A 23,905-nucleotide genomic window follows, 5' to 3' on the forward strand; every position below is an offset into this window, starting at 1 on the left:
CGGTGTCACCGCATTGGTTTGCGTGGTGACCGCACGGCCCCGCGTTGTCCCCGGTGTGGCGTGGTCGGTACGGTCGCGGCACCGATCCCACTTCTACACAACCAAACCACGGAGGAGATCGTGGCCCTTCCCCAGCTGACCGAGGAGCAGCGGGCCGCAGCGCTGGAGAAGGCGGCTGCCGCCCGTCGGGCCCGAGCTGAGCTCAAGGAGCGCCTCAAGCGGGGCGGTACCAACCTGAAGGACGTGCTGATCGCCGCTGACAGCGACGAGGTACTGGGCAAGATGAAGGTCTCGGCGCTGCTGGAGTCCCTGCCGGGCGTCGGCAAGGTCCGGGCGGCCCAGATCATGGAGCGGCTGGAGATCGCCCCCAGCCGTCGTCTGCGCGGCCTGGGCGACCGTCAGCGCAAGGCGCTGCTCACCGAGTTCGGTGGCGAGTGAGACCGAACAGGTGACCGGAACTGAGCGGCGGCCGGGCCACGCGGCCCGGCCCGCCTCACCGTTGTCTCCGGCCCCTCCGGGGTCGGCAAGTCCAGCGTGCTCGCCGAGCTGCGCCAGCTGGGGCCCGAGGTGTACTACAGCGTCTCGGTGACCACCCGGCAGCCCAGGCCCGGCGAGGTCGACGGACAGCACTACCACTTCGTGCCGCTCGAGGAGTTCAAGCGCATGGTCGCCGAGGGCGAGCTGCTCGAGCACGCGGAGTACGCGGGCAACCACTACGGCACCCCGCGTGGTCCCGTCGAGCAGGCCCTGGACCAGGGCGTGCCGGCGATCCTGGAGATCGAGCTGCAGGGCGCGCGGCAGGTGCGCAGCGCCATGCCGCAGGCCCAGCTGGTGATGCTGATGCCCCCGTCCTGGGAGGAGCTGGTGGTCCGGCTCACCGGCCGGGGCACCGAGGACCCGGCCGTGGTGGCCCGGCGGCTGGAGGTCGCCAAGGGCGAACTGGCGGCCGAGGAGGAGTTCGACGAGGTCGTCGTGAACTCCGATGTTCGGACCGCCGCCCGCGAGTTGCTAACCTTGGTAGTCGGCTCCCACACCGGTGCCTGACGCCACGACCGATCCGCAGGAGCGTTGCGAGTGACCATCCCGTCCCACCTTGCCGCCGTCGGGGAGCCCGCCAGCACCCCGGAGGGCATCACCAACCCGCCGATCGACGACCTGCTGGAGCAGGTCAGCTCGAAGTACGCGCTGGTGATCTACTCGGCCAAGCGCGCTCGCCAGATCAACGACTACTACGCCCAGCTCGGCGAGGGCCTGCTGGAGTACGTGGGTCCGCTGGTCGAGCCCGGCCCCCGCGAGAAGCCGCTGTCCATCGCCCTGCGCGAGATCCACGCAGGCATGCTCGAGCACACCGAGGGCGAGTGAGCCAGGACGTCGATCCCGAGTCGCGGCCGAGGGTCGTGCTCGGGGTCGGCGGTGGCATCGCCGCCTACAAGGCGTGCGAGGTGCTGCGCAGGCTCACCGAATCCGGCCACCGCGTCCGCGTGGTGCCCACCGAGGCGGCGCTGCGGTTCGTCGGCGCGGCCACCTTCGAGGCGCTGTCCGGCCAGCCGGTGGCCACCGGCGTGTTCGCCGACGTGCCCGAGGTCCCGCACGTGCGCATCGGGCAGACCGCCGACCTGGTCGTGGTCGTGCCCGCCACGGCGGACCTGCTGGCCAAGGCCGCGCACGGCCTCGCCGACGATCTGCTGACCGCCACCCTGCTCACCGCGCGCTGCCCGGTGCTGATGGTGCCCGCGATGCACACCGAGATGTGGGAGCACGCCGCCACCCAGGCCAACGTGGCCACGCTGCGCTCCCGCGGCACCGTGGTCGCCGAGCCCGCCAGCGGGCGGTTGACCGGTGCCGACACCGGCAAGGGCCGCCTCGCCGAGCCCGCCGAGATCGTGGAGCTGGCCAGGCTGCTGCTGGCCGAGCCCACCGCGCTGCCCCGTGACCTGGTCGGCCGCAAGGTCGTGGTCTCCGCGGGCGGCACCCGTGAGCCGCTGGACCCCGTGCGCTTCCTGGGCAACCGCTCCTCGGGCAAGCAGGGCTACGCGCTGGCCAGGGTCGCCGCGCAGCGCGGGGCCGAGGTCACCCTGGTCGCGGGCAACACCGCCGACCTGGCGGATCCCGCGGGCGCCCGCGTGCTGCGCGTCGGTTCCGCCCGCGAGCTGCGCGACGCGATGCACGCCGAGTCCGCGGGGGCCGACGTGGTGGTGATGGCCGCCGCTGTCGCCGATTTTCGGCCGGTTGCCCTGTCCGACTCGAAAATCAAGAAGTCCGGGCAGGAACCGGCCCCGATCAAGCTGACCACCAACCCGGACATCCTGGTGGAACTGGTCAGGGCCCGCCCCGCCGGTCAGGTCGTGGTGGGTTTCGCCGCGGAGACCGGGGACGCCACCGGGGACGTGCTGCACCACGGCCGTGCCAAACTGGGCCGCAAGGGCTGTGACCTGCTGGTGGTCAACGCGGTCGGTGACGGCAAGGCGTTCGAGGTGGAGGACAACGCGGGCTGGCTGCTGGCCGCCGACGGGTCCGAGACCCCTATCCCACATGGCTCGAAAACGCAACTGGCGGTCGCGGTGTGGAACGCGATCTTGCCCTTGCTCGATTCTTGCGCTCGTCTTGAGTGACCCCAGGTACTGTGAACGCCGAAACCTGGGGCTGGCTTGACATGCGAAAACTTGATGTACAAGAGCGGGCGGCGCACGCCCGCCCTGGATGGTTGCGAGGAGAGTCGTGAGCCAACACAGCCGGAGGCTGTTCACGTCGGAGTCGGTGACCGAGGGGCACCCCGACAAGATCTGCGACGCGATCAGTGATTCGATCCTCGACGGCCTGCTGTCCAAGGACCCGCGCAGCCGCGTTGCGGTGGAGACCCTGATCACGACCGGTCAGGTGCACGTCGCGGGTGAGGTGACCACCGAGGCCTACGCGGACATCCCGACCATCGTCCGCGAGAAGATCCTGGAGATCGGCTACGACTCCTCGGCCAAGGGCTTCGACGGCAACTCCTGTGGCGTGAACGTGGCCATCGGGTCGCAGTCCCCGGACATCGCCCAAGGCGTGGACACCGCCTACGAGTCCCGGGTCGAGTCCGCTGAGGACGAGATCGCCCGTCAGGGTGCCGGTGACCAGGGTCTGATGTTCGGCTATGCCTGCACCGACACCCCGGAGCTGATGCCGCTGCCGATCGCGCTGGCGCACCGCCTGTCGCGGCGGCTGACCGCGGTCCGCAAGAACGGTGCGCTGCCCTACCTGCGCCCGGACGGCAAGACCCAGGTCACCATCGAGTACGCCGGTGACCAGCCGGTGCGCCTGGACACGGTGGTCGTGTCCTCGCAGCACGCCGAGGGCATCGACCTGGACAAGCTGCTCGCGGTGGACGTGCGCGAGCAGGTCGTGCTGCCGGAGCTGGCCGAGCTGACCCTGGACACCGAGAACGTGCGGCTGCTGGTCAACCCGACCGGCCGGTTCGTCATCGGTGGTCCGATGGGCGACGCGGGCCTGACCGGCCGCAAGATCATCGTCGACACCTACGGTGGCATGTCCCGGCACGGTGGTGGCGCGTTCTCGGGCAAGGACCCGTCGAAGGTGGACCGCTCGGCCGCGTACGCGATGCGCTGGGTGGCCAAGAACGTCGTCGCCGCGGGCCTGGCCACGCGTGCTGAGGTGCAGGTGGCCTACGCGATCGGCAAGGCCGCACCGGTGGGCCTGTTCGTGGAGACCTTCGGCACCGAGACGGTGGACCCGACGAAGATCCAGCAGGCGATCTCCGAGGTGTTCGACCTGCGTCCGGCCGCGATCATCCGCGACCTGGACCTGCTGCGCCCGATCTACGCGCAGACCGCGGCGTACGGCCACTTCGGCCGTACCGACGTGGACCTGCCCTGGGAGAGCACCGACCGCGCCGCCGCCCTGAAGACCGCCGCTGGCGCGTGAGGACCGGTTCCGCACCGACATCTGCCGCTGGTGGTCCCGACCACCAGCGGCAGATGCCTGTTCAGGTCGCGGACCAGCTCTACGGTCGGCTCCGCGCCGAACTGGGCCCCGGCCCCGTGCTCGATGTGGGCATTGGCACCGGAGCGGTCTCCGCCGAGCTGGTCGCGCGCGGCGTGCCCGTGCTGCTGCTCGACGTGGTGGACATGCGTGGCCCGCACGCCCCGGCAGCACCCTTCGTGCTGGGTTCGGCCTGCGAGCTGCCCATCGGCGCCGAGTCGGTGACCGGCGTGCACCTCGCCCGGGTCCTGCACCACGTGCCCGACTGGCGGCTCGCCCTGGCCGAGGCCCTGCGCGTGCTCGTCCCCGGCGGGGCGCTGTGCCTGACCCTCGGTGGGCGGCTCTACGCCAACCAGTTGGCGAGCCTGCGCGACCAGGTCTTCGACGCGGGGGAGCGGCTCGGCCTGCGTGGCGCCCACCACGTGCACGAACCACGTGGTGTCGAGGCCGTCGACGCCGAACTGGGCATTGAGCCCGAGGTCGTGGAGTACCGGTTCGACGTGACCGGCACACCCCGGCAGGCCGTGACCGACGCCGCCAACCACACCTACGCCTGGCAACCGGGCCAGGACCTGACCGTGCTGCGCCCGGTGGCCGACCAGGTGCTCACCGAGTCCGGGCTCGACCCCGACGCGCCGATCACCCACGAGCGAGTCGTCTCGTACCGGATCTACCGCAAACCCGGCGAGTCCCGCCCTCAGTAGCGCGAGTCCCGCCCTGGGGAGCGCGAGTCCCGCTGGCCCGCACGTGAGTCCCGCTCTGCGGAGGCCGAGTCCCGTCCTGTCGCGCGTGTCGGCGCTTCCGGTACGGCGTGTCGGACGTTCCGGTACGGCGTGTTCGTGGTTCAGCGCACGGCCAGGCGTACCCGGTAGGTCCACCACCAGGGGCGGGGGCCGGTGCCCATGCGGCGGGTCGCCACCTCGCGCAGGCGGGTCAGGCCGATCTCCTGTTCGGTCGCGCCGTCGGCGAGCAGCGCCACCACCCCGCCCTGGCTGTTGGCGACACCGAGCAGGCGTTCCACGTCGCCAGAGTCCTTGCTGTGCAAGCAGACCTCGGCCACGTGGCGGAACAGGCCGCTGGCGCGCAGCCGGGCCAGGTGGTCCGGCTTGTCGGCGTAGGGCGGGCGCAGGCCGCGCGCCACCTCCAACTCCTGCTCCAGCCGGTTGAACTCCCGGTAGGCTTGGTCGACCTCCCAGTCCACGGCGGGCGGCCAGTCGCAGTCGAAGGCGGCGAACACGCCGCCGGGCCGCAGCAGCCGGGCGACCTCGGGCAGGGCGCGGTCCGGGTCGAACCAGTGCAGGGCCTGCCCCGCCGTGACCACGTCCGCGCAGGCGTCAGGCAGACCGGTGCGCTCGGCCGTGCCCTCGAGCACGGTCAGGCCGCGCGCCACGGCGATGGCCCGCATCTCGGCGGAGGGCTCGACACCGATCGCGCGCGGCCACAGCGCGGTGGCCAGGCCGGTGCCCGCGCCCAGGTCCACCACCTCGGGGTCCTCGGCGGCGATCCACCCGCGCAGCAGATCGGCGATCTCGGCGGGCGGGCTGGGCCGCACACGGTCATAGAGCTCGGCGAAGCCGGAGAAGCGTGTCACGGAGTCGGCCATGCACCCAAGTTAGTAGTACGCGCGTACGGTTTGCTAGAGCTTGCTCATCACGTGCTTGACCCGCGTGTAGTCCTCCAGCCCGTACACGGACAGGTCCTTGCCGTGCCCGGAGGACTTGAACCCGCCGTGCGGCATCTCCGGGGTGAGCGCCCCGTGCGCGTTGATCCACACGCAGCCGAAGTCCAGTTCCGCGCTGACCCGCATGGCCCGCGCGTGGTCCCGGGTCCACACCGAGGCGGCCAGGCCCTGTGGCACCCCGTTGGCCATGGCCAGCGCCCGCTGCTCGGTGTCGAAGGACTGCACGGTGATCACCGGTGCGAACACCTCCTCGCGCACGATCTCGGCGTCCTGGTCGAGACCGGAGATCACCGTTGGCGCGTAGAAGAAACCGCGCTCGCCGAGCCGGTGCCCACCGCAGTGCACGGTGGCCGTCGCGTCCACGCGGGCCACCAGCGCGCACACCCGGTCCAGTTGTGCCCGGCTGTTGAGTGGGCCGGTGCGCTGCCGCGCGGCGATCTTCGTCAGCTCGGTGACCAGCTCCTCGTGCACCCGCTCGTGCGCCAGGACCCGGGACGCCGCCGTGCAGTCCTGTCCCGCGTTGTAGAAAGCCGCCGCGACGATCTGCTCGGCGGCGTGCCGCACCTCGGTGTCCTCGAAGACCAGCACCGGGGCGTTGCCGCCCAGTTCCAGGTGCGTGCGCTTGAGCCCGGCGCCCGCCGCGACCTGCTCACCGGCCCGGGTCGATCCGGTGAGCGCCACCAGCGCGGGTACCGGGTGTGCCACCAGCGCGCGTCCGGTGTCCCGGTCACCGCACACCACGTTGATCACGCCCGCGGGCAGGTGCTCGTTGGCCAGTTCGGCCAGCAGCGCGGTGCTGGACGGGGTGGTGTCGGCGGGCTTGAGCACCGTGGTGTTGCCCGCCGCCACCGCGGGCGCGATCTTCCACACGGCCATCATCAGCGGGTAGTTCCACGGGGTGATCTGCGCGCACACGCCCAGCGGCTCGCGGCGGACCACCGAGGTGTGCCCGGCCAGGAACTCGCCCGCGGCCCTGCCCTCCAGGGTGCGCGCGGCACCGGCGAAGAAGCGTAGCGCGTCGGCGCAGGCCGGGATCTCCTCGTCCAGCACCACTTCCCGGGGCTTGCCCGTCTCGGCGCACTCCACCTCGGCCAGCCGCTGCGCGTGGTCCTCCACGGCCGAGGCCAGTCCCAGCAGGGCGGACTGCCTGCCGCCGGGCGTGGTCGCGCGCCAGGACTCGAAGGCCCGCGCCGCCGCCCGCACCGCGTCGTCCACATCGGACGATCCGGATAACGGAGCCGATCCGATCACCGCCCCGGTCGCCGGGTCCACCAGCTCGCTGGTGCGACCGTCCACGGCGGACAGTCGCCTGCCATCGATCACGTTGTGCACCATCAGGTCCGCTCCAGTGAGGTTGATGATCAAGTCGGAGGGTAGCGGTCTACGCGTGGGTAGGTGCGAACATTCGCGGCGCGGCGCGGAGAACGAGTACGGCGGGGCCGTCCGACTCCAGCGCCCCGGTCAGGTCGGCGGCCAGCGTCTCCGGGCTGGTCGTGGCCGCTGGCACGCCGAAAGCCCTGGCCAGGGCCACGAAGTCGGGCCGGTGCAGCTCGGTGCCGAACGGGGTGGCAATGTACTCGCGCAGGATCCCGTAGCCCCCGTCGTCCACGATCAACCACGTGACGCGGCTGCCGTGTTGCGCGGCCGTGGCGAGTTCGCCGATGCCGTACATGGCCCCGCCGTCACCGGAGACGGCCAGCACCGGACCGCCAGCGGCGCTCGCGCCCAGCGCTGCCGGGAACGCCCAGCCCAGTCCGCCCGAACCCTGCGCGCTGTGCATGCCGCCTGACCGCGGGTCCCAGGCCGACCAGGCCCAGTAGCCCAGGATGGTCATGTCCCAGAACGTGGCTACCTCGTCCGGGACCGCTTCCCGGATCGACCGCAGCAGCCCGCGTTCCAGGTCCAGCCCCTGGCCGTCCAGTCGGGCGCGGACCTTGTCGAGCGTTCCTCGCACGTCCTGGTTCTGGCGTGGCCGGTCGACCAGCTCGGTACTGAGTCGATCAAGGAAAACGCTTGCGTCACAGTGGATGCCGAGCGCTGGATAGTTGGCCTCCAGCTTCGCGGGGTCCGCCTCCACCTGGATCACGCGGCCACGCGGGCGCATCGTGCCGTAGTTGGTGGACAGCTCGCCGAGCCCGGAGCCGAGCACCAGCAGCACGTCGGCCTGCTCCAGGAACTCCGTGGTGTGCCGGTCCTCCAGCCATGATTGCAGCGACAAGGGGTGCGTCCACGGGAAGGCGCCCTTGCCGCCGAAGGTCGTGGCCACTGGGGCACGCAAGCGTTTGGCCAAGTCCAGCAAGGCATCCTGCGCGCAAGCCCGCACCACCCCGCCCCCGGCCAGGATCACCGGCCGCTGTGCCCCGTTGAGCAGCCGGGCCGCCTCGCTGATCAGCTCGGGCCGTGGCCACGGCACCACAGGTGTGGTGTCCACTGTGGTCACTGGGGGCAGATCAGTTCGTGACAGCAGGATGTCCTGTGGGATCTCCACCCAAGACGGTCCACGGGGGACGGACATTGCCGTCTGCCAGGCGCGGGCGATCGCCGAGGGGATCTGCGAGGCCGCGCGCACGACCTCCACCGACTTGACCACCTCGCGGAAGCTCGCCTGCTGATCGGGCAACTCGTGCAGGTAGCCACGCCGCCGCCCGCCCAGCCCGTCGCTGGGGACCTGGCTGCTGATGCCGAGCACCGGCGAACTGGAGCAGGCGGCCTCCTGGAGGCCGGCCAGGGTCAACAGGGCGCCGGGCCCGGTGGACACCACGAACGGTGTCACCTGGCCGGTGACCCGCGCGTGCCCGTCGGCGGCGAACGCGGCGGCTGGCTCCGTGCGGCTGCCGAGGTAGCGCAGGGACGAGCGGCGCAGCGCGTCGAACAGGCCAAGGGCGTGCTGCCCCGGTTCGCCGAACACCGTGCTGGCGCCCAGTGTGGTCAGGGTCTGCACGACCAGGTCCGCGCCGATCCGGTTCACGAGCCGGTGCCCATCGCGAGCAGGCTCACCAGGTCGTAGGCCACGTGCGAGGCCGCGATCGAGGTGATCTCGGCGTGGTCGTAGGCGGGCGCCACCTCCACCACGTCGGCCGACACGAGGTTCGTCCCGGCCAGCCCGCGCAGGATCTCCAGCAGTTCGCGGCTGGTCAGCCCGCCCGCCTCCGGGGTGCCCGTGCCGGGGGCGTGCGCCGGGTCCAGCACGTCGATGTCCACCGACACGTACAGCGGGCGGTCGCCGATGCGTTGCCGCAGCCCGCCGATCACCTCGTCCAGGCCCTTGCGCAGCACGTCGGAGGCGGTGACGATGCCGAAGCCCAGCGCCAGGTCCTCGGCGAGGTCGCCGCGGCTGTAGAGCGGGCCGCGAATGCCCACGTGGCACAGGGCCGAGGTGTCGAGCAGGCCCTCCTCCACCGCGCGGCGGAACGGCGTGCCGTGCGTGTAGGCCGAGCCGAAGTAGGAGTCCCAGGTGTCCAGGTGCGCGTCGAAGTGCAGCAGGGCGACGGGCCCGTGCCGCTGGGCGACCGCGCGCAGCAGCGGCAGTGCGATGGTGTGGTCCCCGCCGACGGTGATCAGGCGGGCGCCGTTGTCGAGCAGTTCGCCCGCCTCGCGCTGCACGGTGCCGATCGCCTCGCCGATGTCCATCGGGTTGCAGGCGATGTCACCGGCGTCCACGACCTGCGCCCGCTCGAACGGGGACACGTCCAGTGCCGGGTGGTACGGGCGCAGCAGGCGGCTGGCCTCGCGCACGGCGGCCGGGCCGAACCGGGCCCCCGGCCGGTAGGACACGCCGGAGTCGAACGGCACACCGACCACGGCGACGTCCACAGTGGACACCTGGTCCAGGCGGGGCAGCCTGGCGAAGGTGGCCGGTCCGGCGAAGCGTGGCACGCGGGAGGAGTCGACGGGGCCCTGGATCACGGGGTTTCCTTTCGCGGCAGGCTGACCGAGACGTAGCCGAGCAGGCTGGCCAGCAGTCCGAAGTAGACGGGTTCGTTGGCGTCCAGGCCGTAGACGAGCATGCTGACCACCACTGCCACCGATCCGGCGATCATCGAGACCACCGCGCCCGCGGTGCTGCCGCGCCGGGACACGAGCCCGCCGAGGATGGCCACGAGCAGCCCTCCGACGAGCAGGTTGTAGGCCACGGTCAGCGCGGCCACCACGTCGTCCACGAGGATCGCGATCAGGATGATCAGCACGCCGAGGGCCAAAGTGGACAGTCGCTCCGCACGGACCCCGCCGGAGGCGCTCCGGCGCAGTGCGGCCCAGATGTCGTTGCGGGCCACGGTGGAGCAGGCGATCAGCGCGCCGGAGGCGGTGGACATCATCGCGGCGAGCGCGGCGGCCAGCACCAGCCCGCGCAGACCGGTGGGCAGCAGCCCGGTGACGATCGTGGCGAACGCCTCGTCGGGGTGGGGCAGGTTCGGGTACAGGGCCTTGGCCGCGCAGCCGATCAGCGCGCCGGCCACGGCGTAGACCAGGCAGTACAGGCCGGAGGTCAGCCCGCCCGCGGTGGCCACGGCGGGGGAGCGGGCGGTGAACACCCGCTGCCAGATGTCCTGGCCGATGAGCAGGCCGAACACGTAGACCACCAGGTAGGTGACGATCCGGCCGGTGCCGATGTGGCCGAGGTCGAAGTACTCGGCGGGCAGCTTCGCGCCGAGCCCGCCGAAGCCGCCGACCGCGACCAGTGCCACCGGCAGCAGCACGAACAGGATGCCCACGGTCTTCACCACGAACTGGGCGATGTCGGTCAGCGTGATCGACCACATGCCGCCGAGCACCGAGTACAGCACCACGATCGTGCCGCCGAGCACCACGCCAGCCACTTTGGACAGTCCGAACAGGACTGTGAACACCGTGGCGTAGGCGATGGTGGAGGTCACCGCCAGCATCAGGGTGTAACCCCACATCACCACGCCGGAGATCACGCTGGTGGACCCGCCGTAGCGCCGGTCCAGCATCTGCGCGACCGTGTAGACCTCCAGTTTGACGATCTTGCGCGCGAAGAACGCCGACAGGGCGAGGATGCCCAGCCCGATGGTGAACACCAACCAGGCCCCGGACAGCCCGTACTGGTAGCCCAGCGCGACCCCGCCGATGGTCGAGGCCCCGCCGAGCACCACCGCGGACATCGTGCCGGAGTACATCGCCCAGCCCAGCCGCCGCCCGGCGACCAGGTAGTCGCTGCGGGTGGTGGCCCGGCGCATGCCCCACCAGCCCACGCCCACCATGCCCAGCACGTAGGCCGCGATCACCGCGTAGTCCAGACCCATTGGGCAACCGTAGGAACTGGTGGGCCGCGTCACATCTGGATGAAGTGCACAATCTGGTGCCATGGCGTTGTCCGAACTGTCAGTGCCCCTGCGCACCCTGCTGGCGCAGCCCGAGCTGCGGCTGCACCTGGTCAGCGGCCAGGAGGCGGTGGACCGGCCGGTGCGCTGGGCGCACGTCAGCGAACTGCGCGAGCCCGCGCCCTACCTGCTGGGCGGCGAACTGCTGCTGACGGTGGGCCTGGACCTGCCGCAGGACCTGGACCGCTACGTGCGCAGCCTGGTGCGGGCCCAGGTCAGCGCGCTCGGGCTCGGCCTGACCCCGGTGCACGAGCAGGTGCCGCCCGCCCTCGCGCAGGCCTGCGCCAAGCACGGGCTGCCGCTGCTCACCGTGCCGGAGGCCACGCCGTTCCTGGCGGTCAGCCAGGCCGTGGGCGCCGCGCTCGCCGAGGCCCAGCACGCCGAACTGCGCTGGCTCACCGGCACGCAGGCCGCGCTGACCAAGGCCGCCGCCAGGGCCAACCCCGCGCAGGCCGTGCTGCGCGTACTGGCCGAGGTCCTCAGCTGCTGGGCGACCCTGCTCGACGGCACCGACGCGGTGCTGGCCCAGGTCGGCCGGGTCGGCGCGGTGGACGCGGAACTGCTCGACCTCGCCCGGCGGGTGCGCGAGGGCAGCGGACCGCGGGCCGCCAGCACCGAGATCGGGCGGACGCACGTCGTGGCACACCCCGTGGACCCGGCCGCCGTGCTGCTGGTCGGCGTCCCGCGGGTCGTCACCGCGACCGACCGCGCGGTCCTCGCCGTGGCCCAGGCCCTGCTCGGGCTGGCGGGCCGCGAACACGGTCGGCTCGCCACCCGCGTCCTGCTCGGCGACGGGCGGTACCGCGTGCTGCGCGGCCGGCGCGTCGGCCCCGGCGACCCCGCACTGGACACGCCGTTCGTCGAGATCACCGGCAACGAGCTGCGCGCCGTGCTGCCCGAGGACTCGGTTCCCGACCTGCCCGCCCTGCACGCCTCCGGCTGGCTGACGGCACTGAGCCTGCCGCACCCCGTCGCCACGCTGGCCGCCGCGGACCGCGAGGCGAGCCGCCTGCTCGAACGGGTCCGCGCCACCGGGCGGCCCGCCCGCGCCGACGCCGACCTGGTGGGCCTGATCGACCCGCACGCCGCCCGCGCGCTGCTCACCCCGTTGGACGGGCGGCCCGCGCTGGTCGACACCCTGCGCACCTGGTTGGTCCACAACGGAAACTGGGACCGCACCGCCACCGCGCTCGGCCTGCACCGCAACAGCGTCCGCCACCGCATCGCCCAGGTGGAGAAGGCGCTGGAGGTGGATCTGTCCGATGTGCAGCGCCGCGTGGAGCTGTGGCTGGCGCTGACCGCGTTACCCGCCAGGTAATCGCCCAGCGCCAGGACGCGGTGGTGCTGGGCGAGATCCGGCAGACCGCGCGGGCGTTCGCCGCGCCGGGCACGTCATGAAGGTGCCCTTCGCGACGATGAGCGTCCTGAATGGCACCTTCGTGGCATGTGGGGGGCGGGGTGAGCGGCCCGCTTGCGGCGACGTCCAACGTCTCGAACGGCACCTTCGTGACATCGGCCACGAACTAGGCTCACACCGTGAACTGGGGGGCTGCGGTCGGGTTCGGGCTGGCGGTGTTGCCGATCTGCCTGACGCCGGGGGCGAGCTTCACGCTGGTGACCCAGCGGGTGGCGGCCAACGGGCGCTGGGACGGGGTGCTGGTCATCCTGGGCACGGCCACCGGGCTGTGCACGCACGCGGCGCTGGCGGCGTTGGGGCTCTCGGCGCTGGTGATGCGCTCGGCGGAGGCGTTCACGGTGGTGCGGCTGTTGGGCGCGGTCTACCTGGTGTACCTGGGGGTGAGCCTGCTGTGGTCGAGCCGGGCCAAGGCGCCGCGACGGCTGCCGTGGACCGGACACGGCAGCTACCTGCAGGGCCTGCTGGGCAACGTGCTCAACCCGAAGGCGGCCTCGGTGTACCTGACGCTGGCGCCGCAGTTCCTGGACCCGGCCAAGCCGATCGGAGTCCAGTTGGCGGTGCTGGCGGCGGCGCACGTGGTGGTCGCGGCGAGCTGGCTGCTGGTGTGGACCTTCGCGGTGTCCGGGGCGCGCACCGTGGTCGGCAGGCCGGGGTTCCGCCGTGTGCTGGACCGGGTGACGGCGACCGTGTTGATCGTGCTCGGGCTGCGCACCGCCGCGCCGCGCTGAACCGGTCTCTGGTAGACCACAGTCATGGCCACCAGCAGCAAGAACGACCGCAGGGGCGAGCGCAAGCCAGCGGCCACGCTGCCGGTGGCGCGCGTCTGCGTGGACGTGGCGCTGCCCCACCTGAACCGGCTGTTCGACTACCTGGTGCCCGAACAACTGGCCGATGACGCGGTGGTGGGCTGCCGGGTGCGGGTCCGCTTCCACGGCAAGGCGGTGGACGGGCTGCTGTGGGAGCGCGCCGAGGACACCGCGTTCACCGGCTCCCTGCTGTACCTCGAACGGGTCGTCTCGCCGGAGCCGGTGCTCAGCCCGGAGATCGCCGAGCTGATCAAGGCCGTCGCCGAGCGCTACGCGGGAGTGCTCACCAACGTCGTGCGGTTGGCCATCCCGCCACGGCACGCGCGGGTCGAGGCCAAGTCCGCGCCCGAACCCGCACCGCCGCCGCCCGCGCCGGAGTCCGAGGGCTGGTCGCGGTACCCGCGCGGGCGTTCCTACCTGGACGCGATGGCCGCGGGACGCCAGGCGCACGCGGTCTGGCAGGCGCTGCCGGGTGAGGACTGGCCCGCGCGGCTGGCCGAGGTCGTCACCACGGTGGCCGCCACCGGGCGCGGCGTGGCCGTGGTGGTGCCGGACCACCGCGACGTGGCGCGCGTGCACGCCGCCTGCGTGCAGCTGATCGGTGCGGACGGGGTGGTCGCCCTGTCGGCCGATCTGGGGCCGAGTGAGCGCTACAAGCGCTGGCTGCTGCTGCGGCGCGGCGCCGTGCGCGTGGTCGTCGGCACCCGTGCCGCGTGCTTCGCCCCGATCGAGGTCCCCGGGCTGCTGGTGGTCTGGGACGACGGGGACAGCGGGCACGCGACCCCCTTCGCCCCCTACCCGCACGCCCGCGACGTGCTCGTGGAGCGGGCGCACCTGACCGGGGCCAGCCTGCTGGTGGCCGGGTTCGCCCGCACCGCCGAGGCCCAGTTGCTGGTGGACAGCGGGTGGGCGCACGAGATCGTGGCCGCGCGCGAGCAGTTGCGGGCCGCCGCGCCCCGCGTGGTCGCGGTGGGCGAGACCGACGAGCAGCTCGCCCGCGACGAGGCGGCCCGCACCGCCCGGCTGCCCGGGTTCGCCTTCGACGCCGCGCGCGCCGCCCTCAAGGCGGGGGCACCCGTGCTGGTGCAGGTGCCGCGCCGCGGCTACGTGCCCGCACTGGCCTGCGCGCAGTGCAGGACCCGCGCGATGTGCCGTCGCTGCGCGGGACCGCTGTCGCTGCCCGGCGGCCAGGACGACGGCATGCCACGCCCGGCCGCCTGCCGCTGGTGCGGGGCCGCGGAGGCGGCGTTCCGCTGCCCGGCCTGCGGGTCGCGCAGGCTGCGCGCGGTCGTCGTCGGATCGCGCCGCACGGCCGAGGAACTGGGCCGCGCCTTCCCGGGCTTCGCGGTGCGCACCTCCGGCGCGGGCGAGGTGCTCGCCGAGGTGCCCGACGCGCCCGCACTGGTGGTGTGCACCCCGGGCGCCGAGCCGGTCGCCCAGGGCAGCTACGGCGCGGCGCTGCTGTTGGACGGCTGGGCCATGCTGGGCCGCCGACCTGCGCGCCAGCGAGCAGGCGCTGCGGCACTGGATGACCGCCGCCGCCCTGGTCAGACCCGGGGCCGAGGGGGGCAGGGTGGTGGTCATCGCGGAGTCCGCGCTCCCGGTCGTGCAGGCACTGATCCGCTGGGACCCGGTGTGGCACGCCAGCCAGGAACTGGCCGGTCGCACCGAGCTGGGCTTCCCGCCCGCCGTGCGGATGGCCGCGGTGGACGGCTCGCCGGACGCGGTCAACGCCCTGCTCGAGGAGCTGAGGTTGCCGCCATCCGGCGAGGTGCTCGGGCCGGTGCCGATCGGCCGGGTGGACGCCGAGGGCAACAGTGAGCAGGAGCGCGCGCTGGTCAGGGCCGTGCGCGGGGAGGGGCGGGCGCTGGCCGCCGCGCTGGCCGAGGCGGTCTCGGTGCGCACGGCGCGCAAGGACCCGGACTTCGCGCTGGTGCGCATGGACCCGCTCGAACTCTTGTGAGCGCGGGCTCCACCGGAGAGGGTGGAGCCGCTCAGTCGCCTACTCGAGGAGACGTGTTGCGTACTTCCAGGATGGTGGCGGTGGCGACCGCCGCCGTGGCCGCCGCTGCCCTCGTCGCGCCGAACACCGCTGCCGCCACGCCCACCAAGAGCCCGGTGGCCACCGGGTACGGCGGGGTCGTGGCCAGCGTGGACCCGGACGCCTCGGCCGCGGGCATCGAGGTGCTGCGCAGAGGGGGCAACGCCGTGGACGCCGCGGTGGCCACGGCCGCCGCACTCGGCGTCACCGAGCCGTACTCGGCGGGCATCGGCGGTGGCGGCTACTTCGTCTACTACGACGCGGACACGCACGAGGTGTCCACCTTGGACGGACGCGAGACCGCGCCGAAGTCCGCTGACGACAAGCTGTTCGTCGAGAACGGCAAGCCGCTGCCCTTCGCCGAGGCCGTCACCAGCGGGCTCTCGGTCGGCACGCCCGGCACCCCGGCGACCTGGCAGAGCGCCCTGGACCGCTGGGGCTCCATCGACCTGGACGAGGCGCTGCGGCCCGCCGAGCGCATCGCCAGCAACGGGTTCGTGGTCGACAGCACCTTCCGTCAGCAGACCGCCGACAACGCCGAGCGGTTCTCCGCCTTCCCGGCGACCCGCGCGCTGTTCATGCCTGGCGGCCAGCCGCCCGCGGTCGGCACCGTCATGCGCAACCCCGACCTGGCCCGCACCTACCAGCTGCTGGGCCGTGAGGGGGTGGAGGCGCTGTACCGGGGCGATCTCGCCAAGGACATCGTCAGCACCGTGCGGCACCCACCGGTGGACCCGGCCTCGACCAGGGTGGTGCGCCCCGGCAAGCTCAGCACCGAGGACCTGCGCGCCTACCACACGATCCGCCGCGACCCCACGCACGTGCGCTACCGGGGGCTGGATGTCTACGGCATGGCGCCCTCGTCCTCGGGCGGCACCACCGTGGGCGAGTCGCTGAACATCCTGGAAGACACCGACGTACAGCACGCCAGCCAGACCCAGTACCTGCACCACTTCCTGGAGTCCAGTCGCCTCGCCTTCGCCGACCGCAACCGCTGGGTCGGCGATCCCGCGGTCAACTCGGTGCCGACCAGGCAGCTGCTGTCCCAGCGCTTCGCCGACAGCCGTGCCTGCCTGATCTCCGACAGCAAGGCGCTGACCAGCCCCGTCGCCCCCGGTGACCCGCGCGACCCGGAGGACTGCGCGGACACGGGCACGGCCGCGCCCACCCCGTACGAGGGGGAGAACACCACCAACCTCACCGTGGCCGACCGGTGGGGCAACATCGTCGAGTACACGCTGACCATCGAGCAGACCGGCGGCAGCGGCATCGTCGTGCCGGGGCGCGGGTTCCTGCTCAACAACGAGCTGACCGACTTCTCGTTCAGCCCGGTCACCCCCGGCGTGCCCGACCCGAACCTGCCCGGCCCCGGCAAGCGCCCGCGCTCCTCGATCTCGCCGACGATCGTGCTGCGCGAGGGCCAGCCCTGGTTCGCCACCGGCAGCCCCGGCGGAGCGACGATCATCACTACCGTGCTCCAGGTGCTGACCGAGCGCATCGACCGGGGCCTGCCGCTGGTGCGGGCCATCGCCGCGCCCAGGGCCAGCCAGCGCAACGGGGCCGCAGCCGACGCCGAGCCCGCCTTCCTGGCCGCCCCCGAGGCGGCACAGCTCAGGGCACTGGGCCAGAAGTTCGACACCAGCGCGGAGATCGGCGCCGCCACCGGGGTGGAGCGGCTGCCCGACGGCCGCTGGCAGGCCGCCGCCGAGACCACCCGGCGGGGCGGCGGCTCGGCCATGGTGGTGCGCGCGGGCTGACCCCTCGTGCCATGAAAGTGCCGTTCCTGGCACCTGACGCCAGGAACGGCACTTTCATGGCACCACTAGACTGGGCCAGTTCGCCATCCGCCCGCCCAGGGAGAACTGTGACCGCTCAGCCGATCCGGCTACTCGGTGACCCGGTGCTGCGCAGCCGCGCCACCGAGGTCGTCGACTTCGACAAGGAGTTCCACGGCCTGGTCCGGGACATGTGGGACACCATGGAGGCCACCGGCGGGGCTGGGCTGGCCGCCCCGCAGATCGGGGTGGACCTGCGCGTGTTCACCTACCACTGCGACGGGCACGCCGGGCACCTGGTCAACCCCGTGGTCGAGGTGCTCGGCGAGGGCTACCAGGACGGCCCCGAGGGCTGCCTGTCCATCCCGGGCGTGTCGGTGGACTGCCGACGCCACCTGGAGGTGGTGGCCACCGGCTGGAACATGTACGGGGAGCCGATCGAGGTCACCGGGGACCACCTGCTGGCCCGCTGCGTGCAGCACGAGGTGGACCACCTGGACGGGGTGCTCTACGTGGACCGGCTGGAGCCGCGGGCCCGTGAGCTCGCACTGCGCGCCGCCGGGGGTGAGCGCTGATGCGCCTGGTCTTCGCCGGTACACCCGAGGTCGCGCTGCCCTCGCTGCGCGCGCTGATCTCCGCCGGCCGCCACGAGGTGGTCGCCGTGGTCACCCGCCCCGACGCGCCCGCTGGTCGAGGCAGGGGACTGGTCCGCTCCCCGGTCGCCGCACTGGCCGACCAGCACGGCATCGAGGTGCTCAGCCCGGCCAAGGCCGGTGACCCCGAGTTCCTGGACCGGCTGCGCGAGCTGGCCCCCGACTGCTGCCCGGTGGTGGCCTACGGCGCCCTGCTGCCGCAGCGCACGCTCGACGTGCCCAGGCACGGCTGGGTGAACCTGCACTTCTCGCTGCTGCCGGCCTGGCGCGGGGCCGCCCCCGTGCAGGCCGCCGTGCGCAACGGGGACGAGATCACCGGGGCCAGCACGTTCCGCATCGTCAAGGAGCTGGACGCGGGCCCGGTGTTCGGCGTGGTCACCGAGCCGGTCGGGCCCACCGACACCTCAGGTGAGCTGCTGGGCAGGTTGGCCGAGTCCGGCGCGCGCCTGCTCACCTCCACTGTGGACGGCATCGAGGACGGCACACTGGTCGCCGTGGAGCAGCCCGCCGAGGGCGTCAGCTACGCGGGCAAGATCACCGTCGAGGACGCGCACCTGGACCTGACCGCCCCGGCCATGGCCGTGGACCGGCTGGCCCGCGCGGTCACCCCGGAGCCGGGGGCCTGGGTGGTGTTCCGCGAGGAGCGGCTCAAGCTCGGGCCGGTCACGGTGTCCGATGTGGACGGACTGGCCCCCGGCGAACTGCGGGTGGAGAAACGCCGGGTGCTCGTGGGCACGGCGACCACCGCCGTGCAGCTCGGCGAGGTGCAGGCACAGGGCAAGAAGAGGATGGCCGCCGTCGACTGGGCGCGCGGTACGAGGATCGGAGCAGGGGAGCAGTTGGCGTGACGGAGCGCAACCACGGCGGCAGGCAGCAACGGCCGTCGCGTCCCCGACGTCCGCACCCGCCCGCCCGCAGGGTGGGCCCGCGCCGCCCGCCGCAGGAGGACCCGACCAGGCAGGTCGCCCTGGACGTGCTGCGCGCGGTGCGCGAGCGCGACGCCTACGCCAACCTGGTGCTGCCCAAGCTGTTGCGGGAGCGCAAGCTCAGTGGGCGCGACGCCGCGCTGGCCACCGAACTGACCTACGGCGCCGCCCGCGCGCAGGGCCTGCTCGACGCGGTGCTGGGCGCCTGCGCCGACCGGCCGCTGTCCGAAGTGGACGGTCCGTTCCTGGACGCCATGCGGCTGGGCGCGTACCAGTTGCTGCGCACCAGGATCCCCTCGCACGCCGCAGTGGCGTCCACTGTGGACCTGGTGCGCGCCAACCACGGCTCGGGCCCGGCCGGGTTCGTCAACGCCGTGCTGCGCAAGGTCTCCGAGCGCGACGAGGCCGCCTGGATGGCCGAGCTGGCGCCCGAGGCCGAGCAGGACCCGGTCGGCCACCAGGCGCTGGTCAACGCGCACCCGAAGTGGATCGCGCAGGCCTTCGCGGATGCACTGGCGGACAAGGGCGAGGGGCTGGCCGCCGCGCTGCGTGCCGACGACGCCCGCCCCGCCGTGCACCTGGCCGCCCGTCCCGGCGAGGTCACCAGCGAGGAGCTGGCCGCGATCACCGGCGGGGACGTGGCCCCGTACTCGCCCTACGGCGTGCACCTGGAGGCCGGTGCGGGCGACCCCGGCGACCTGGAACCGGTGCGCGAGAAGCTGGCCGCCGTGCAGGACGAGGGCAGCCAGCTGTGCGCGCTGGCGCTGACCCGCGTGCCGCTGACCGGCACGGACGAGCGCTGGCTGGACCTGTGCGCCGGGCCCGGCGGCAAGGCGGTGCTGCTCGCGGCGCTGGCCGGGTTGCAGGGCGGCACCCTGGACGCCGTGGAGAAGGCCCCGCACCGTGCCGACCTGATCCGCAGCGCCACCCAGGGCCTGCCGGTGACCGTGCACGTGGCCGACGGCCGGGAGACGCCGTTCCAGCCGGGGACCTTCGACCGGGTGCTGGTCGACGCCCCGTGCACCGGCCTTGGCGCGCTGCGCCGCCGCCCGGAGGCCCGCTGGCGGCGCCAGCCCTCCGACGTGGCCGACCTGACCAAGCTCCAGCGCGAACTACTGCTGTCCGCGCTGGAACTGGTGCGCCCCGGCGGGGTCGTGGCCTACGTGGTGTGTTCCCCGCACCTGCGCGAGACCGTGGGCGTGACCTCCGACGTGGTCCGGCGCACCGGGGCCGAGCAGATCGACACCCGTGAGTACTTCCCGGGCGTGCCCGAGCTTGGCAAGGGGCCCGCGGTCCAGCTGTGGCCGCACCTGCACGGCACCGACGCCATGTTCTGCGCCCTGCTGCGCCGCCCCAACTGACCGCGAGTCCCGCCCTGGGGAGCGCGAGTCCCGCTCTCCCACAGCCGAGTCCCGCCCAGCGGTCACACCCCCGCTGGGCCGGGGCGAGGTTATGTTGTGCGCGCACAACACCTTGCCCCGCACAGACCGGAGGAGCTCCGTGTCCACCCTGCCCCGCCGCACCGTCCTGACCGGTGGCGCCGCCGCCGTGCTGGCCGCCGCCGGTTTCGCCGCGACCTCCGCGCCCGCCTCGGCCGACCCCGCGCGCCGCCCGTTCCGGCTGACCGTGATGGGCACCACCGACCTGCACGGCCACGTGTTCAACTGGGACTACTACGCGGGCAAGGAGTACGACGACGCCAAGCACAACGACGTCGGTCTGGCCAAGGTCGCGACCCTGGTCGAGGCGGTGCGCAAGGAGCGCGGCAGGCGCAACACCCTGCTGATCGACGCGGGCGACACCATCCAGGGCACCCCGCTGGCCTACTACTTCGCCAAGGTCGCGCCGATCAACCGCAGGCGCATCCACCCGATGGCCGCCGCGATGAACCAGATGGGCTACGACGCCGCGGCCCTGGGCAACCACGAGTTCAACTACGGCATCCCGCTGCTGCGCGCCTACGAGCAGCAGCTGGACTTCCCGCTGCTGGGCGCCAACGCGCTGGACGCCACCACCGGGCGGCCCGCCTTCAAGCCGTACGTGCTCAAGACCGTGTTCCCCGCGGGCGCCCCGCCGGTGCGGGTGGGCATCCTCGGCCTGACCAACCCCGGCATCGCGCTGTGGGACAAGGCCAACGTCGAGGGCAAGATGAGCTTCCCCGGCCTGGTCGAGCAGGCGGCCGTCTGGGTGCCGAGGATGCGCCGGGCCGGTGCCGAGGTGGTGCTGGTCGCCGCCCACTCCGGGGCCGACACGTCCTCCTCCTACGGCGACGCCCTGCCCTACCCGGAGAACGCCGCCACCCTGGTCGCCGAGCAGGTGCCGGGCATCGACGCGATCCTGGTCGGCCACGCGCACGTGGAGATCCCGCAGCGGCTGGTCACCAACAAGGCCACCGGCAAGCAGGTCGTGCTGACCGAGCCGTTGCTGTGGGGCGAGCGGCTGAGCCTGATCGACGTGGACCTGGAGTGGGGCTGGCGGGACGGCTGGCAGGTCAGGGCCGTGTCCTCGCAGGTGCTCAACTCCAACACCGTGCCCGAGGACCCGAAGATCACCAAGCTGCTCAGGGCCGACCACGAACTGGTCGTCGGCTACGTGAACTCCCCGGTCGGCACCTGCACCCAGGCCATGTCCTGCGCCACCGCCCGCTACCAGGACGTGCCCGCGTTGGACTTCATCAACCACGTGCAGGCCGACACCGTGAAGCAGGCCGTTGGCGGCACGCTGCCGGTGCTGTCCATCGCCGCCCCGTTCAACCGGGACGCCGCGATCCCCGCCGGGCAGGTCACCATCCGCGACGTGGCCGGGCTCTACATCTACGACAACACCCTGCTCGCGGTGAAGCTGACCGGCGCCCAGGTCAAGGACTACCTGGAGTTCTCCGCCCAGTACTTCAAGCAGCTGCCCGGCCCCGGCAGCTACCCGGCCGAGGCCGTCACCAACGCGCCGACCCCGACCGCCGTCAACGGCACCCCGGACTACAACTACGACGTGGTCTCCGGCCTGGACGCCCCGCTGGCCTACGACATCGACGTGACCAAGCCGGTCGGGCAGCGCATCGCCAACCTCACCTACGCGGGCAAGGCGCTGGCCGCCGACCAGCAGTTCGTGGTGGCCGTCAACAACTACCGGCAGTCCGGTGGCGGTGGCTTCCCGCACATCAGCAAGGCCGAGGTGGTCTACAACCGGCAGCTGGAGATCCGCCAGCAGCTGATCGACTGGACCAAGGCCGCGGGCAGCATCGACCCCGCCAGGTTCGCCACCGTGGACTGGAGGCTCGTGGCGGGGAGCACGCCCATCACCGTCACGGGCTGATCACCGGATCGTGCAGTATGTCCGGGTGACTGGCACAAGGGGTGGGGCGCTGCACCGGGAACTGTCCGGCAGGCAGGTGGGCATGATCGCGCTGGGCGGCGCGATCGGGACCGGGTTGTTCCTCGGGTCCGGACTGGCCATCTCGCTGGCCGGGCCCGCGGTGGTGGTGGCCTACCTGGTGGCCGCGCTGGTCGCACTGGCCCTGGCCTACGCCCTGGCCGAGATGATCGTCGTGCACCCGGAGGCGGGCGGGTTCGGCGCCGTGGCCCAGCGCTACCTGGGCCCGCTCGCCGGTTTCGTGCAGCGTTGGATGTACTGGGCCGCGGTCGCCGTGAACCTCGGCAGCGAGGTGGTGGCCGCGGGCCTGTACGTCCGGTTCTGGTGGCCGCAGCTGCCGCTGTGGCTGCCCGTCGTGGTGTTCTCCGTGGTGATGCTGGGCATCAACGCGCTGGCCGTGCGGTTCTTCGGCGAGTTCGAGTACTGGTTCGCCATGATCAAGGTCGCGGCCATCGTGGTGTTCGTGCTGCTCGGCCTGACCTACGTGGTGGTCGGCCTGCCCTCCCGTCCCGCGGTGGGCTTCGGCGGGCTGGTCGAGCACGGCGGCTTCGCCCCCAACGGGCTGGGCAGCGTGTGGCTCGCGCTGACCGTGGTGACCTTCAGCTACCTGGGCACCGAGGCCGTGGCCGTGGCCGCCGCCGAGACCCGTGACCCGGCCCGGTCCGTGCCGCGCGCCGCCCGCGGCATGGTGGTGCGGCTGCTGCTGTTCTACGTGCTCGCCACGCTCATCGTGGTCACCATCGTGCCCTGGCAGCAGGCCGCTGGGGCCGACGGCGTGGAGCAGAGCCCGTTCGTCACCCTGTTCGCGCTCGCCGGGGTGCCCGCCGCGGCCGGGATCATGAACTTCGTGGTGCTCACCGCCGCGCTGTCGGCCATGAACACCAACCTGTACGTCAGTTCCCGTATGGCGCACTCCCTGGCGCTGGACGGGTTCGCGCCGAAGTGGGTGGGCCGGGTCAGCCCCAGCGGCAGCCCGCGCAACGCGCTCGCGCTGTCCGCGGGCGGGCTGGCCGTGGCCGCACTGGTCTCCGTGGTCTCCCCGCAGCAGGCGTTCCCGATTATGCTCGGCCTCGCCCTGTTCGGGGCGCTGGTCACCTGGCTGCTGATCTTCGCCAGCCACCTCGCGTTCCGGCGGGCCCGCGCCGGGCAGCCCCGCCCCGCCGTCCGCCTGCCCGGTGCGCCGGTCACCACCGTGCTCGCCATGGCCTTCGTGCTCGCCGTGCTCGTGACGACGGCCTTCACCGAGCAGTTCGACACCGCCTGGAAGGCCGGGCTCCCGTTCACGGCGCTGCTGGTGGTCCTGTACTACGCGGTGCGGCGGCGCAGCTCACCGGCGGCGACTGGTCACCGCGTCGAGGTCGATCCGCAGTGAGAACGGCTCGCTCGTGAGGAACTCCCCGGTCACCGCGGGGGCTTCCTGGTACGCCCCGAACTCCTCGATCAGGTGATACGCGGTGAGGCTGACCGGCGGTTCCAGGTCCACGACCCAGTAGTGCGGGATGCCCGCCTCGGCGTACTCGACCGGCTTGAGTACGGTGTCGGTCATGCGCGAGCCAGGTGAGATGACCTCCACCGCGATCAAGACGTCCTCGGGGTAGAGGCGCGGCGCGCTCTGATCGATCAGCTCGCTCCTGGTCACCACCACGTCAGGGACTCGCACCCCCAACGGGAACCCCGGCCGGAGCACGAGGTCCATCTCGATGGCGGCCTCCCACTCCGGGGAGAGTTGCTCGTCGAGGTGGAGCGCCAACTGCTTGGCAACCCGGCTGTGGAGTCCGACAGGGCGCGGCGACACGATGAGCACACCTTCCAGGACCTCGTACCGACGGCTGGTGTCCTCGGGGAGTGCGGTGAACTCCTCCAGGGACAGCAGGTGGTCCGGCCACGGCACTGCTGTCATCTCATCTCCCGGCCTGT

Annotated in this window: 20 protein-coding genes and 1 pseudogene; 15 read left to right on the top strand and 6 right to left on the bottom strand. The window is 72.6% G+C overall.

All coding sequences use genetic code 11. The annotated features are described in order from the left end of the window. Positions 1-120: 120 nt before the first annotated feature. From mihF to KALB_RS43880, 6 genes are all read left to right on the top strand, one after another. Positions 121-438, top strand: a complete 318-nt coding sequence (gene mihF, locus KALB_RS13660) for an integration host factor, actinobacterial type (RefSeq protein ID WP_025356277.1) — start codon at positions 121-123, stop codon at positions 436-438. A 96-nt stretch (positions 439-534) separates the two neighbouring features. Next, positions 535-1,044: a guanylate kinase gene (gene gmk / locus KALB_RS13665; RefSeq protein WP_025356278.1), complete on the top strand. Its 510-nt coding sequence runs from the start codon at positions 535-537 to the stop codon at positions 1,042-1,044. Between the two features lie 30 nt (positions 1,045-1,074). Then, positions 1,075-1,362, top strand: a complete 288-nt coding sequence (rpoZ, locus tag KALB_RS13670; RefSeq protein ID WP_025356279.1) for a DNA-directed RNA polymerase subunit omega — start codon at positions 1,075-1,077, stop codon at positions 1,360-1,362. Continuing rightward, positions 1,359-2,612, top strand: a complete 1,254-nt coding sequence (gene coaBC / locus KALB_RS13675) for a bifunctional phosphopantothenoylcysteine decarboxylase/phosphopantothenate--cysteine ligase CoaBC (RefSeq protein ID WP_025356280.1) — start codon at positions 1,359-1,361, stop codon at positions 2,610-2,612. The genes rpoZ and coaBC overlap by 4 nt, the downstream gene beginning before the upstream one ends. Before the next feature lie 88 nt (positions 2,613-2,700). Continuing rightward, positions 2,701-3,921, top strand: coding sequence for a methionine adenosyltransferase (gene metK, locus KALB_RS13680; RefSeq protein ID WP_182838980.1), 1,221 nt, complete (start codon positions 2,701-2,703; stop codon positions 3,919-3,921). Between the two features lie 53 nt (positions 3,922-3,974). Further along, positions 3,975-4,682, top strand: coding sequence for a class I SAM-dependent methyltransferase (locus KALB_RS43880; RefSeq protein WP_025356282.1), 708 nt, complete (start codon positions 3,975-3,977; stop codon positions 4,680-4,682). A gap of 140 nt (positions 4,683-4,822) precedes the next feature. On the opposite strand, the gene KALB_RS13690 is transcribed toward KALB_RS43880, so the two are convergent. The 5 genes from KALB_RS13690 to KALB_RS13710 are packed head-to-tail and all read right to left on the bottom strand — an operon-like array spanning position 4,823 to position 10,923. Beyond that, positions 4,823-5,581 (bottom strand): class I SAM-dependent methyltransferase, encoded by a 759-nt coding sequence (locus KALB_RS13690; RefSeq protein WP_025356283.1) that lies wholly within the window; start codon positions 5,579-5,581, stop codon positions 4,823-4,825. A 33-nt stretch (positions 5,582-5,614) separates the two neighbouring features. Beyond that, the gene (locus tag KALB_RS13695; protein ID WP_025356284.1) at positions 5,615-6,994 is read right to left on the bottom strand and encodes an aminobutyraldehyde dehydrogenase; all 1,380 of its coding nucleotides are present in this window, start codon (positions 6,992-6,994) and stop codon (positions 5,615-5,617) included. 46 nt (positions 6,995-7,040) lie between these two features. Beyond that, positions 7,041-8,627: a thiamine pyrophosphate-binding protein gene (locus KALB_RS13700; protein WP_025356285.1), complete on the bottom strand. Its 1,587-nt coding sequence runs from the start codon at positions 8,625-8,627 to the stop codon at positions 7,041-7,043. After that, a complete protein-coding gene (speB, locus tag KALB_RS13705; RefSeq protein ID WP_025356286.1) occupies positions 8,624-9,565 on the bottom strand; it encodes an agmatinase in 942 nt (313 codons plus the stop codon). Before speB ends, KALB_RS13700 begins: the two co-directional genes overlap by 4 nt. Then, a complete protein-coding gene (locus KALB_RS13710; protein ID WP_025356287.1) occupies positions 9,562-10,923 on the bottom strand; it encodes a sodium:solute symporter family protein in 1,362 nt (453 codons plus the stop codon). The genes speB and KALB_RS13710 overlap by 4 nt, the downstream gene beginning before the upstream one ends. A gap of 61 nt (positions 10,924-10,984) precedes the next feature. On the opposite strand from KALB_RS13710, the gene KALB_RS13715 reads away from it, so the two are divergent. The 9 genes and pseudogenes from KALB_RS13715 (at position 10,985) to KALB_RS13755 (ending at position 23,360) form a co-directional block, all read left to right on the top strand. Beyond that, complete coding sequence (locus tag KALB_RS13715; RefSeq protein ID WP_025356288.1) at positions 10,985-12,319, top strand: PucR family transcriptional regulator; 1,335 nt, start codon at positions 10,985-10,987, stop codon at positions 12,317-12,319. Between the two features lie 218 nt (positions 12,320-12,537). Next, positions 12,538-13,146 (top strand): LysE family translocator, encoded by a 609-nt coding sequence (locus KALB_RS13720; protein WP_025356289.1) that lies wholly within the window; start codon positions 12,538-12,540, stop codon positions 13,144-13,146. A 24-nt stretch (positions 13,147-13,170) separates the two neighbouring features. Then, positions 13,171-15,187: pseudogene (locus tag KALB_RS13725) on the top strand (primosomal protein N'). Positions 15,188-15,258: 71 nt separating this feature from the next. Continuing rightward, the gene (gene ggt, locus KALB_RS13730; protein WP_042220346.1) at positions 15,259-17,022 is read left to right on the top strand and encodes a gamma-glutamyltransferase; all 1,764 of its coding nucleotides are present in this window, start codon (positions 15,259-15,261) and stop codon (positions 17,020-17,022) included. A 107-nt stretch (positions 17,023-17,129) separates the two neighbouring features. Continuing rightward, a complete protein-coding gene (def, locus tag KALB_RS13735; protein ID WP_025356290.1) occupies positions 17,130-17,615 on the top strand; it encodes a peptide deformylase in 486 nt (161 codons plus the stop codon). Next, positions 17,615-18,541, top strand: coding sequence for a methionyl-tRNA formyltransferase (gene fmt, locus KALB_RS13740; protein ID WP_025356291.1), 927 nt, complete (start codon positions 17,615-17,617; stop codon positions 18,539-18,541). Before def ends, fmt begins: the two co-directional genes overlap by 1 nt. Next, positions 18,538-19,980 carry an RsmB/NOP family class I SAM-dependent RNA methyltransferase gene (locus tag KALB_RS13745; protein WP_025356292.1) on the top strand — a complete coding sequence of 481 codons (1,443 nt, stop codon included), beginning with the start codon at positions 18,538-18,540 and terminating at the stop codon, positions 19,978-19,980. The genes fmt and KALB_RS13745 overlap by 4 nt, the downstream gene beginning before the upstream one ends. Before the next feature lie 139 nt (positions 19,981-20,119). Then, complete coding sequence (locus KALB_RS13750; protein WP_025356293.1) at positions 20,120-21,931, top strand: bifunctional metallophosphatase/5'-nucleotidase; 1,812 nt, start codon at positions 20,120-20,122, stop codon at positions 21,929-21,931. An 82-nt stretch (positions 21,932-22,013) separates the two neighbouring features. Further along, positions 22,014-23,360 carry an amino acid permease gene (locus KALB_RS13755; RefSeq protein ID WP_148309927.1) on the top strand — a complete coding sequence of 449 codons (1,347 nt, stop codon included), beginning with the start codon at positions 22,014-22,016 and terminating at the stop codon, positions 23,358-23,360. Here the strand turns inward: KALB_RS13755 and KALB_RS13760 are convergent. Continuing rightward, positions 23,316-23,888 (bottom strand): Uma2 family endonuclease, encoded by a 573-nt coding sequence (locus tag KALB_RS13760; RefSeq protein ID WP_025356295.1) that lies wholly within the window; start codon positions 23,886-23,888, stop codon positions 23,316-23,318. The genes KALB_RS13755 and KALB_RS13760 overlap by 45 nt on opposite strands. Positions 23,889-23,905 lie beyond the last annotated feature (17 nt).

It is taken from the genome of Kutzneria viridogrisea DSM 43870 (genome assembly GCF_000525635.1).
Taxonomy (GTDB): domain Bacteria; phylum Actinomycetota; class Actinomycetes; order Mycobacteriales; family Pseudonocardiaceae; genus Kutzneria; species Kutzneria viridogrisea.

What these genes read in the sequence shown, in the direction of transcription:
- KALB_RS13760 (WP_025356295.1), bottom strand. Translation starts at nt 23,888, where the DNA reads ATGACAGCAGTGCCGTGGCCGGACCACCTGCTGTCCCTGGAGGAGTTC.
- ggt (WP_042220346.1), top strand. Translation starts at nt 15,259, where the DNA reads ATGGTGGCGGTGGCGACCGCCGCCGTGGCCGCCGCTGCCCTCGTCGCG.
- KALB_RS13710 (WP_025356287.1), bottom strand. Translation starts at nt 10,923, where the DNA reads ATGGGTCTGGACTACGCGGTGATCGCGGCCTACGTGCTGGGCATGGTG.
- KALB_RS13755 (WP_148309927.1), top strand. Translation starts at nt 22,014, where the DNA reads ATGATCGCGCTGGGCGGCGCGATCGGGACCGGGTTGTTCCTCGGGTCC.
- KALB_RS43880 (WP_025356282.1), top strand. Translation starts at nt 3,975, where the DNA reads ATGCCTGTTCAGGTCGCGGACCAGCTCTACGGTCGGCTCCGCGCCGAA.
- KALB_RS13690 (WP_025356283.1), bottom strand. Translation starts at nt 5,581, where the DNA reads ATGGCCGACTCCGTGACACGCTTCTCCGGCTTCGCCGAGCTCTATGAC.
- metK (WP_182838980.1), top strand. Translation starts at nt 2,701, where the DNA reads ATGGTTGCGAGGAGAGTCGTGAGCCAACACAGCCGGAGGCTGTTCACG.
- KALB_RS13695 (WP_025356284.1), bottom strand. Translation starts at nt 6,994, where the DNA reads ATGGTGCACAACGTGATCGATGGCAGGCGACTGTCCGCCGTGGACGGT.
- fmt (WP_025356291.1), top strand. Translation starts at nt 17,615, where the DNA reads ATGCGCCTGGTCTTCGCCGGTACACCCGAGGTCGCGCTGCCCTCGCTG.
- KALB_RS13715 (WP_025356288.1), top strand. Translation starts at nt 10,985, where the DNA reads ATGGCGTTGTCCGAACTGTCAGTGCCCCTGCGCACCCTGCTGGCGCAG.